This window comes from Moorena producens 3L (assembly GCF_000211815.1).
Lineage (GTDB): Bacteria > Cyanobacteriota > Cyanobacteriia > Cyanobacteriales > Coleofasciculaceae > Moorena > Moorena producens.
The window spans coordinates 25,350-36,972 of sequence record NZ_GL890973.1; the positions used below are offsets into that span (position 1 = coordinate 25,350).

The window sequence follows — 11,623 nt, forward strand, 5'->3', positions numbered from 1 at the left end:
TTAGCCCATCAGTGGACTCCCGTGATGATGCACCAAATACCAAGAGCCAGCCATAAGCTCAAACGTATTGGTTGCTATGGATTCTGCCTGAATCCTTCTACCCTTGCTAACTTGCAACACTTTTTCTAGCACAACAACGTAGGCAAGAGTGTCCCTGACCTCAGTAGCAATAATCTCTGGTTCAATTTCCAGGTATTGGGTATTCTTGAATATCGCTTCCCAAGATGAGCTAATGTCCCGCCAACCTTTGATTACATCACGTCCAGGGTGAATACAAAGACTACCAGTGCCTTGAGACCAGACCTTACTCATGGCTTCAATGTCCTTTTTCTCAAAAGCTCGATAGAATGCTGTGTTGGCAGCTAAAACCTCTGTGCGATCGCTACTCATAATTTTTTGTTAAGTTTCACAATTGTGAATAGATTTAATTATATATAGTTCAATAGGATTAATCACATCTAAGCATTCAGCAGTCAGTGGTCAGCATTCAGCAGTCAGCAGTCAGCAGTCAGCAGTCAGTGGTCAGTGGTCAGTGGTCAGCCGTTGGCCAATAGACATCTCCAGAAACTCGGTTTTGACCCAGGCAGTGCAAGGGTTTGAGGTTAATTTTTGGAGATGTCTATTGGCCACTCAAGTATCGTGGCACAGGCTTCTAGCCTGTGAGGTAACCCATAGGGCATAAGCTGTTCAAGTACCGTGCGCTATGGGCATAAACTCATAGCTAATAGCACCTCAAGTAGCGTGCCCGTAGGGCATTAGCTGATAACTGATAGCTGACCGCTGATAGCTGACCGCTGATAGCTGACCGCTGACCGCTGAATGCTTACGGATTGCGCTCTTGGAGCCGTATCATAAATATGGGTGAGATTATCTTAATGGTGGCATGGAAACAATTTGGGAACTCGATTTTTACTCCCGCCCAATTTTGGACGAAAATCAGAAGAAACTTTGGGAAGTCTTAATTTGCGAGAGTCCTTTGGACATCAATCTCTCACCTGAGACACTGTTTCAATACGCCAGTTGGTGTCCCAACCAGCAGGTGAATTCAATTTGGTTGGGGCAGGCTTTGGCAGATGCGATCGCAAAAGCTCAACAGCCACCAAGCAAGATTCGCTTCTTTCGGCGTCAGATGAACAATATGATTACCAAAGCCTGTAATGAGCTGAATATTCCAGCTCAACCCAGCCGTCGCACCTATGCTTTGGAGCGATGGTTAAAACAAAGGATAGAAGACTTTTATCCCAATCAACCAGGCTATGACCCCGCAGCCGCTGCTTCCTCATTTGTCCGTTATCAATCCCCCATCCCTAAACCATTACCCGATGCTTTGCAGGGACAAAAGTGGGCAGTTGTAAGTCTACAAGCCGCTGCCTTTGAGGAAATGAACGAGTGGGAGATTGACTTTGGTGAAGCCTTCCCAGTCTCGATCATGGACATTGCCCCAGAAACGCCCATTCCCGGTGTGATTATATTTTCCCAACGAGCCAAACCCCTAGCAGCATGGATGTCAGGTTTGGAGCTATCCTTTGTCAGACTTGACACTACTGATGATAAGCCAAAGTTGTTACTGGAAACTGGTGCCAATGATAGCTGGATTCTCGCTAACTTGACCAAATCCCAAATTCTGGCAGAGGCAAAAAGCTTTGAAGAAGCAAAGCAGAACGCTAATCTTGTCCATTTTCTGGCCGTACAATCGAGTCCAACTTCAGAACAGTTTGCTGGATTTTGGCTATGCCGGGAGTTATAACACAAGGCAACAGGCAACAGGCAACAGGCAACAGGCAACAGCCAGAAGGTAAAAATAAATTGTGAGAATTTTTGTTACCTGCTCCCGACTCCCGACTCCCTCGGTGCGCTTTCCGTAGGCGAATTAAATTCGCCACGGGTCGCACCGCTCCCGACTCCCTTTGCTATAGAGAATATGGGATACAAAAGAACCCGTAGAACAGGTGATTGTTCTACGGGTTCTGAAAGTCCTGGCGCAGCCTCAGGGGTAGTCAAGGCTATTAGCAGCATTACTCATATCACACTAGGCTGCCCCGAGCAGGAGTGTTATTAACCCAATGGGATCACGCACTGACCAAATAACTGATTGTATTCGCTAATACCCGGGCACAGGCATTTGCTGGGATAACCAAGGGCATTGGTATCCCTTGTACATGTAGCCGGAAGAGGCTGTACTTGGATTGAACATGAGCTTTTAACTGAGATAGAGTCCAATCCCCGGCTAGTTGCATTATTAATGTCCTCGATCAAGCACAACCCGACACTTGAATCATATTCATATCCATCCGGGCACACGCAGATACTAGCATTGCCGCAGGGGTTGTAATCCCTAGTACAAATACCATCAGCACTTAGGACGGCTGGCATATCACCTTGGGCCATTGCTGCAGGGGAGACCATCAAAAACAGCTGCACTGCCATCAAGAATGCGAAAATCGCTTTTAAGGGTCTCGAAAATCTTTTCATTTTTTTTCGTTTGTTAACTCAACTATATATAAATAAATTATATATCTATCTATAGATTCTTCGACGTTTTGGAGGGGTGCAAATTAATGCAATATTGGTAGATGAGCACCTACCTAACCTGTTGCGCATTTAAGTTAGATATTATTCAGTTAGAAAAAACTCCCTGTACTCCCTACTCCCTACTCCCTACTCCCTACTCCCTATTCCCTTTGCTATATGAGTGCTGAAACTATACCCCAAGAGCTGCAAGCCGAACAACTGTTAGACTTAGCAGCTAAATCAGGAGCGACTAGTGCAGAGGTTTATCAGTCGCGATCGCTTTCTCGTCCTGTGTTTTTTGAAGCTAATCGACTCAAACAAATCGAAAGTAGTCAATCGGAAGGGACAGCGCTACGGTTATGGCGAGACGGACGTCCAGGACTAGCAGTTGGCTATGGAGCAGTGGCAGCACAAGATTTAGTAGACCGGGCAATGGCCATGACTGCACTCAATGAACCGGAATCTATAGAACTGGCTGATGGCCCTAGCGCTAACTATTCCGACTCACCAGAAACTATACCGATAGAAGAACTAGTAGCAATCGGCTCGGATGCGATCGCATTAATTCGCGATGCCTACCCAGAAGTATTGTGTAGCGCTGAGTCGGAATGGGAGTTAGAAACCACTAGCTTAATTAACTCTGAAGGATTACATTGCTCTTACACTGACACAACCCTCAGTTATTTCCTTGGGGTAGAGTGGGTTAGGGGTGAAGACTTTTTAAGTGTTGGTGATGGTACACAAATTCGATTAAGCCCATCTGAGCCTAAAGAAAGCCTAAACACTAACAAAGTCCTAGACCAAATCTTACAACGCCTCAACTGGGCAACGGAAAATGTCTCTACTCCCAGTGGTCGTGTGCCAATTTTGTTGACCTCTAAAGCAGCGGATTTGCTATGGGGCACTGTGGAAGCAGCCTTAAATGGAAAACAGGTACTTGAAAAAGCCACCCCCTGGAGTGATAGTCTAGGTCAGGTGGTTACCTCAAAAAACCTGACCCTGTTTCAACAACCAAATCCTGAATTTCCTTACAGTTGCCCCTTTGATGATGAAGGCACCCCTACCCAATCCCTCGTATTTATCAGTGAAGGGCAATTGCAACAGTTTTTTTGCGATCGCACTACCGGTCGCTTACTGGGAACTGGCACAACTGGCAATGGATTTCGCCCTAGCCTAGGCAGCTACCCAACCCCTGATCTCGTCAACTTACTGATTAAACCAGGCCAAGGGTCACTCAATGACTTAATTGGAAAATTAGACGAAGGATTAGTCATAGACCAGATTCTCGGCGGTAGTGCTGGCATCTCCGGTGACTTTTCCGTCAATGTTGAGTTAGGGTATCGAGTCCAACAAGGCAATATTATTGGTCGAGTCAAAGACACCATGGTAGCTGGGAATGTTTACAACACCCTTAAGCAGTTAGTAATACTGGGTGATGATGCTGAGTGGCAGGATAGCATCTACACACCCTCTCTAATTGTGGAAGGACTATCGGTAACCTCTAGTGATTAGTGGGTCAGTGCTCGGTGCTTGGTGCTTATTTCTTTGTAACTACAGAAATTCTCCTGGTATTTACAAAGCACCCACGAATAATCACTAATGGAAATTAACCCATGATCAATCAATGATCAATCCCATTACCCAATGGCTGATCCCCAAAAGAAGTCTTGCCCTTGCCGAAGCCTGTCTGATTGGATTCGTCTCAGGACTCTCAGCAGTATTACTCAAACACAGTATTGGCTGGTTAGGGAGGTGGCGGCTTCAAGCAGCTCTAATCCTACCCCCTAGCTTTGCCCTACCCGCTTTTGGACTCTGCTTAGGATTACTGTGCGGATTCCTGATTGAGTTTGTAGCATCAGAGGCAACAGGTAGTGGCGTACCTCAGATCAAAGGTGCCCTTGCCCGGTTTCCTATCGCGATGAATTTACGGGTGGCTGTAGTCAAGTTAGTTAGTACTATCCTATCTCTGGCGGCGGGAATGACTATGGGACGGCAAGGCCCAACGGTTCATATTGGGGCAGCTTTGGCAGCTCAATTGACTCGCTGGGTACCCACCTCTCCTGATCACCGACGTCAAATGATTGCTGCTGGGGCTGGGGCTGGATTAGCCGCTGGGTTTAATGCTCCCCTGGCTAGTGTAGCCTTTATCTTTGAGGAACTGTTACCAGATTTATCTAGTATAACTCTGGGTAGTGCTATTCTAGCATCCTTTATTGGTGCGGTGGTTTCCCGGCTCTTGGGTGGAGGTACCCTAGATCTGAATCGGGAACTAAGCAATTTTTCCAGCACCTTTTCCGCTCTTGAGATTCCCTTCTATTTGTTGTTAGGGGTGTTGGCTGGATTGCTAGCAGCTTTGTTTAATCAGGGAATTCTGTCCAGTCTGAACTTTTACGACCGTCTCAAGCTCAGCTTACCATTGCGGATTGGTATAGCTGGGATGCTGGGTGGGTGTATTGTAGCACTGCTACCGGATCAGTTCCATAACAACAGTGGTTTGCGGGAGTTGTTGCTCACTGGTGATATCGGCTGGGAATTTACTTGCCTCGCTTTTGTGGTCTACTTCTTACTGACCATAATTGCCTATGGTTCGGGAGCACCAGGGGGGTTGTTTCATCCCTCCCTAGTATTGGGTTCCGCATTAGGCTATTTAGTTGGCATCGGTGAGTATCACCTGCTCGGATTAGGTTATCCGATTACCTACGCCTTGGCAGGGATGGGAGCATTTTTTAGTGCCGTTTCCAAGGTACCGATCACAGCGATTGTGATCGTGTTTGAGATGACAACGGACTTTAATCTAGTCCTACCTTTAATGATCACCTGTGTGGTTTCCTACCTAGTTGCCGATCAATTAGCCAAAGGGTCTCTCTATCAACGTTTGTTGGAGAGGAAAGGCTACAGCTTGCCTAAAGTAAAGGTGGACAAAAGAACCTTAGCTGGTTTGAAAGCATCTGACATTATGCAGCGCCGGGTAGAAACCCTAGGGAGTCAGATGACTTTAGATCAAGCCATTCAGACCTTTAGTAACTCTAGTCATCGGGGCTTTCCAGTAGTTGCTCAGGGGAAATTGGTCGGGATTATTACTCAAGAAGACATTGCCAAGAACCGAGACCGACTGCCTGGGAATACGCCTATCAAAGAGGTGATGACTCCACAACCGATCACAGTTAGACACAATGACACCTTAAGCCACGTTCTCTACATTCTTAATCGTTATCACCTCAATCGGTTACCTGTTCTAGAAAACAGAAAGTTAGTTGGAATCATTACCTTTAGTGATATTATTCGTGCCGAAGCTAACCAACTCAGTGGGGAAAAAGAGCAACTAGGACCGAGTCCTGATCCCTCCTATGGCGTCTATTATACTCGCGCTCCAGCTACCGGCAGTGGACGGATGTTGGTTCCCTTAGCTAATCCCCAATCAGCACCAGTATTGTTGGAAATAGCTACTGCTATTGGCCAGGTACAGGACTATGAAATCGAGTGTTTGCAGGTAATACCTATCTCCCGTAGCAATAGTCCTGCTCAGACAGGAGTTGATACTACTAAAAGTCGCAGATTGCTAAGGCAAGCGGAAAGGCTAGGGCGACGGTGGGAAATGCCAGTTCACACCCAAATCAGGATATCCCACGATACCGCTCAAGCAATTCTAGAAACTATTAAACAACGACATATTAATCTAATTTTGATGGGATGGAAAGGAGCACCATCTAATAGTTCTAATCAGATTTTTGGTAATATTATCGATACCTTAATTCGACAAGCTCCCTGTGATTTAGTCTTGCTGAAATTACCCCAAGGCAAGGAAGTAGCACAAGATGTTAAATCTGCTAAATACGGTTCACTAGCTAAGACCTGGAAGCGTTGGTTAATCCCCATTGCTGGTGGACCGAATTCTAGCCGTGCCCTACAATTAATTCCGATACTAGCAACCCTTGCTAAAGCAGAGCAAATCGTAGTAACTCAGGTTTTTAACCCTCAAGCTGGAGAACCTGTAATGACTAGCTTGGAAAAAGCTACCTATTTCCTCAAACAGCAACTCAAAGGTATGTGTGATGTGGTATCAATTCCAATCCGTTCCTATTCTGTTTCTGATGCTTTGATTCGTTTAGCTAACGCTCACAAGTATGATGTAGTCGTGATCGGAGCTAGTCGAGAGGGATTATTGGAGCAGGCGATCCATGGCAATATTCCAGAAGCGATCGCACGGGGTGTTGATAGTACTGTGATTTTGGTTAGGGAAGCACTTCATTAATTAGGGAATCGGGAGTCGGGAATCGGGAATCGGGAATCGGGGTAAGCATTCAGCTGTCAGCTTATGTGCTACGCACACGCGATCGCGTTCAGCTTATGTGCTACGCACACGCTACGCAAACAGCTATCAGCTTTTATTTATCAGCTATCAGCTAAAGGCTGACCGCTGACAGCTGACCACTGACCGCTAATAACTGACATTTTATAATTCTATCTTCATTCTAAATTCTTTTGAGCAAACTTCCGCAGTTTAGGATCGGGGTCATGCTTTGCTCTATCCTGCAATAAAGACCTGCTTTGGGAATGGTTAGGATAGTATTTGAGAATGGCCTGAAGGGCTATTTGTCGAGGATTGTAATTCTCGTCATCTCTCTCGTAATCTCTGTCTTTATCAGGGTCAAAGGGGTCATGGAGAGTGCGATCGCATAAAAATTGCGATAACCAAGGCTGGTCGTGCCAAGCTTGAGCTAACTGTTGAATTGCTTTACCTCGCACATCCGAATCAGTATCAGAGCGAGCGGATTCTTGAAGTATGGGTAAAGTATCTGGGTGGTCTTGGTAACCTTCAGCTAACTGTTCTATTGCTGTAACTCGCACATCCGAATCTTTATCAGAGCGAGCGGATTCTTGAAGTAGGGGTAAGGTATCTTGGTGGTCTTTGTAACCTTCAGCTAACTGTTTAATTGCTGTAACTCGCACATCCGAATCTTTATCAGAGCGAGCGTATTCTTGAAGTAGAGGTAAGGTATCTGGGTGGTCTTGGTAACCTTGAGCTAACTGTTGAATTGCTTTACCTCGCACATCCGAATCAGTATCAGAGCGAGCCGATTGTTGAAGTAGAGGTAAGGTATCTGGGTCGTCTTGGTAACCTTTAGCTAACTGTTTAATTGCTGTACCTCGCACATCCGAATCACTATCAGAGCGAGCGGATTCTTGAAGTATGGCTAAGGTATCTGGGTGGTCTTGGTAACCTTTAGCTAACTGTTCTATTGCTTCACCTCGCACATCCGAATCAGTATCAGAGCGAGCGGATTCTTGAAGTATGGCTAAGGTATCTGGGTGGTCTTGGTAACCTTGAGCTAACTGTTCTATTGCTTTACCTCGCACCCACGAATCACTATCAGAGCGAGCGGATTCTTGAAGTAGGGGTAAGGTATCTCGGTGGTTTTTGTAACCTTGAGCTAACTGTTTTATTGCTGTAAATCGCACCGACGAATCATTATCAGAGCGAGCCCATTTTTGAAGTAGGGCTAAGGTATCTCGGTGGTCTTTGTAACCTTGAGCTAACTGTTCTATTGCTGTAACTCGCACCGACGAATCTTTATCAGAGCGAGCCAATTTTTTAAGTAGGGGTAAGGTATCTGGGTGGTCTTTGTAACCTTTAGCTAACTGTTCAATTGCTGTAGCTCGCACCTTCCAATCATTATCAGAGCGAGCCAATTTTTTAAGTAGAGGTAAAGTATCTGGGTGGTCTTGGTAACCTTTAGCTAACTGGCAAATTGCTGTACGTCGCACCTTCCAATCATTATCAGAGCGAGCCAATTTTTTAAGTAGGGCTAAGGTATCTGGGTGGTTAGGATAATATTCGAGGATGGCATTAAGGGCTACTTGTCTAGGATTGCCTTTTATTCTCAAGATCAACCCGAGTTTCTTATCTTCTTCATTAGCATCATAGGGGTCATGGAGAGTGCGATCGCATAAAAATTCCCATAACCAAGGCTGATTGGCCGTAGGCCACGCTTCGCGATCGTGCCAACCTTGAGCTAACTGTTCAATTGCTGTAAGTCGGACATACCAATGTTGATCACAGCGAGCGGATTCTTGAAGTAGGCGTAACGTATCTCGGTTGTCTTGCCAGCCTTGAGCTAACTTTACAATTGCTTTACATCGCACCAACCAATCAGTATCACAGCGAGCCAATTCTTGAAGTAGGCGTAACGTATCTGGATGGTCTTGCCAATGGGTGGCTACTGCTACAACAGCTGGGATGGAAATACCATAGATTAAGTCTGGATCAAATAAATACTTTTGATAATCATACTTTATAGTATCATGAATTAAGTCTTTGAAGCGATTCAGTAATTCACTATCCGTTGATTTAATCTGATACCGATTCCTAACTTCAGACAAACAACCCGCTGCCAGAAATAAATTATCAAACTCATCCGCTTCTCCATCTTGTGCCATCAAATACTCAATAATTTCTCCAGCTTTCTTAGAATCAATCATGCCCACAATTAACTTCAGCACTTCATGCCAATACTCATCCCGCCAGTGCTGACCAAATACCTGTTTTTTCAAATGTTCTAGGGAAATATCCTGGGTTTTCTCAAATTTCCTGACAAATTCCCAAGCACAGAAATATTCCAAAAATGTCCGATGCACAAAAGCGTAATAATCGGCTCCCATGAAACACAAGATAAAATTGCGGGTGCGCAACTGATTAATCATTACCTTAGCAACCGCTCTCGGGTCATTAACATCCCGTAATTTCAGCTCCTCTTTGATAATCCGTTCTAAATCCTCTCCACTAATCAGATTTCCCGCTAATCCGGCTTGATTACCCTGCATAAAATATGCCACTTTTCTTAGTATATGTTGCTTATATTCATCATCAATAATCTTCGGGTCAACACGATGATCTTCTTGTAATGCTCGTTCCACATCCCATTGATGGAGCAGTAATCGAGAGGATTGGTTATAGAGTTCAGAGCGGTCACGAGGCAAGTCTTGATTGCGATTCAGGATTGCCATCATGGTTAGTAATAGGGGATTTTGCGCCAGTTCTCGAATCCGATAGGATGTCTCAATGGCTTTTTGTAAGCGATCCTGTTTCCTAACTTTATCGGCTTGATCAGTAAAGTTTAATTTATGCCACTTCTCAATAAAGTTTTGAATTTGTTCTGACTCCAAGTCTTGGAGCATAACATGACGGAATTCAGCATCCCGTAGCCGTTGGGGTTTATAACCAATTACCCGAGATGTTACAATTACTCTTACTTTAGGATAGCGATTGGTAAAGCGATGAATCTCCGTAATTACATCTATTCGTTTCTCTGGATCAAACACTTCATCCAAGCCATCAAACATAACTAACACCTTACCATCTTTTAACTCCTGATCAAGGTGATGTTGATTCAGATGACATATCGCTCCACTGCTTTGATGGCAGAATTCCAAGAAGTTATTACACTGTCCACTATCGCAATTCCGGATATAGGTGCGTAATTCAATCAGTAAGGGAATTGATAGAGAACTGTCAGTAGTTAGATCGGTTTTTGCCCACTCCAATGCTAAATATTGCAGCAACGTAGATTTACCAGAGCCTGGGTCTCCTAAAACCACCAAATACCGATAGCTTTGAGAGTCCTCAATTACATCCAATACGGATTTTATCGGTTGTTGATAATAACGCTCTTTAGCTCGTTTCAACTCATCTTTGTCAATTTCCCTTTGTAGTTGACCACTCTCGCGCAGTTTTTGAGAATCATCCTTAGGAAGTTCATGAATCGCCTCCGGCATCAAGTCATGAACTTCTCGGACATTTTGAGGGATAAATATTTTCCATAGTTTTAGTTCGTTATAAGCACAGCCACTAGTATCTAAACTATCCAATTTGACATTACCGTAGCTCTCTAGGAGTGCTTCCTGATATTCCCTTAAGTCAAAATCTGGGATAATTCCTGGTTTAGTGTTTTCTGCGATCGCTTCCAAGGTTTGGGAATCTCGGATAGGCCGTAAATCATCGGATTCCCGAATAATCGTTCTTACTTCCTTGACATACTGTTTACCAATATAGTGCCAATCAAATCCTTCCGGTAATTCTAATAAGTTAAGCTCAATCCAAGTCTGGGCTAATTTTTCGGTATCTATTCGTTTACAGCCATACTTAAAGGCACTGCCCAGGATAGCTTTAATGGATTTATCCTTAATATACTGCTTGAGGGGTTTAGTATATTGTTTTACGTCTTGCTTAGATAAATCAGCATCTTCCAATTCTTCTTCCACTAAAGCTACAAATTCTTTTAAAGCTTTACCCAAGAGTTTTTTCTGGATATTTTGATCCGATAGTCCAGTATAATCTTTGATAGACTCTTTGAAAAAATCTTTAGTGTAGTCTTCTAGAGCTTCTTTCGCCAAAGGACCAATTACTTCCTTGGCCAGATAGCCACCGGCACTAGAAATTCCCCAAATTGCTAACCAATCCAGCATCTTATTGGTAGTTGTTTTCGGTTTATCTATCATTATAGATCCGTTTTAATTTGGGTTCATGGGACCAGGGAGCGCGTAGCGGTATATTTCCCCACATCCTCTACTCCCGACTCCTGATTCCCGATTCCCTTTACTATCTATAATTTTGCTAACTCCTCCTTAGCAAACTTCTGCAGTTCAGGATCGGGGTCATGCTTTGCTCTATCCTGTAATAAGGATCGGGTTTCGGAATGGTTAGGATAATATTCCAAGATGGCATTAAGAGCTACTTGTCGAGGATTGTCATCCCAGTCTTCCTTACCTTCAAAGGGTTCATGGAGAGTGCCATCCCATAAAAATTCAAATAACCAAGGCTGGTCTTTCCAACCTTGAGCTAACTGTTGAATTGCTGTAGATCGCACATCCGAATCAGTATCACAGCGAGCCGATTCTTGAAGTAGAGCCAAGGTATCTCGGTGGTCTTTGTAACCTTTAGCTAACTGTTCTATTGCTGTAACTCGCACCTGCCAATCAGTATCAGATCGAGCCCATTGTTGAAGTAGGGCTAAGGTATCTCCGTGGTCTTTGTAAGCTTTAGCTAACTGTTCTATTGCTGTAACTCGCACAGTCGAATCAGTATCAAAGCAAGCCCATCCTTGAAGTAGGGCTA

At 44.4% G+C, this 11,623-nt stretch carries 7 protein-coding genes; 4 read left to right on the plus strand and 3 right to left on the minus strand.

Features of this window, described 5'->3' with window-relative positions:
* On the minus strand, window positions 1-390 hold the full coding sequence (locus LYNGBM3L_RS31850) for a nuclear transport factor 2 family protein (RefSeq protein ID WP_008191122.1): 390 nt from the start codon (window positions 388-390) through the stop codon (window positions 1-3).
* A 493-nt stretch (window positions 391-883) separates the two neighbouring features.
* Between LYNGBM3L_RS31850 and LYNGBM3L_RS31855 the strand changes: the two genes are divergently transcribed.
* The 4 genes from LYNGBM3L_RS31855 (at window position 884) to LYNGBM3L_RS31865 (ending at window position 6,763) form a co-directional block, all read left to right on the plus strand.
* A complete protein-coding gene (locus tag LYNGBM3L_RS31855; RefSeq protein ID WP_008191124.1) occupies window positions 884-1,747 on the plus strand; it encodes a Tab2/Atab2 family RNA-binding protein in 864 nt (287 codons plus the stop codon).
* Window positions 1,748-2,573: 826 nt separating this feature from the next.
* Window positions 2,574-2,699 carry a hypothetical protein gene (locus LYNGBM3L_RS49225; RefSeq protein ID WP_267872130.1) on the plus strand — a complete coding sequence of 42 codons (126 nt, stop codon included), beginning with the start codon at window positions 2,574-2,576 and terminating at the stop codon, window positions 2,697-2,699.
* Window positions 2,689-4,023, plus strand: a complete 1,335-nt coding sequence (locus LYNGBM3L_RS31860; RefSeq protein ID WP_008191128.1) for a TldD/PmbA family protein — start codon at window positions 2,689-2,691, stop codon at window positions 4,021-4,023. Before LYNGBM3L_RS49225 ends, LYNGBM3L_RS31860 begins: the two co-directional genes overlap by 11 nt.
* Window positions 4,024-4,135: 112 nt before the next feature.
* Complete coding sequence (locus tag LYNGBM3L_RS31865; protein WP_008191130.1) at window positions 4,136-6,763, plus strand: chloride channel protein; 2,628 nt, start codon at window positions 4,136-4,138, stop codon at window positions 6,761-6,763.
* Window positions 6,764-6,978: 215 nt separating this feature from the next.
* Here LYNGBM3L_RS31865 and LYNGBM3L_RS31870 read toward each other — a convergent pair whose 3' ends face one another.
* Both LYNGBM3L_RS31870 and LYNGBM3L_RS31875 read right to left on the minus strand, forming a co-directional pair.
* Window positions 6,979-11,007 (minus strand): HEAT repeat domain-containing protein, encoded by a 4,029-nt coding sequence (locus LYNGBM3L_RS31870; RefSeq protein WP_008191131.1) that lies wholly within the window; start codon window positions 11,005-11,007, stop codon window positions 6,979-6,981.
* A gap of 104 nt (window positions 11,008-11,111) precedes the next feature.
* The coding region (locus LYNGBM3L_RS31875; RefSeq protein WP_044495703.1) for a HEAT repeat domain-containing protein at window positions 11,112-11,623 on the minus strand (512 nt) is incomplete at its 5' end.

What these genes read in the sequence shown, in the direction of transcription:
- LYNGBM3L_RS31850 (WP_008191122.1), bottom strand. Translation starts at nt 390, where the DNA reads ATGAGTAGCGATCGCACAGAGGTTTTAGCTGCCAACACAGCATTCTAT.
- LYNGBM3L_RS31855 (WP_008191124.1), top strand. Translation starts at nt 884, where the DNA reads ATGGAAACAATTTGGGAACTCGATTTTTACTCCCGCCCAATTTTGGAC.
- LYNGBM3L_RS49225 (WP_267872130.1), top strand. Translation starts at nt 2,574, where the DNA reads ATGAGCACCTACCTAACCTGTTGCGCATTTAAGTTAGATATTATTCAG.
- LYNGBM3L_RS31860 (WP_008191128.1), top strand. Translation starts at nt 2,689, where the DNA reads ATGAGTGCTGAAACTATACCCCAAGAGCTGCAAGCCGAACAACTGTTA.
- LYNGBM3L_RS31865 (WP_008191130.1), top strand. Translation starts at nt 4,136, where the DNA reads ATGATCAATCCCATTACCCAATGGCTGATCCCCAAAAGAAGTCTTGCC.
- LYNGBM3L_RS31870 (WP_008191131.1), bottom strand. Translation starts at nt 11,007, where the DNA reads ATGATAGATAAACCGAAAACAACTACCAATAAGATGCTGGATTGGTTA.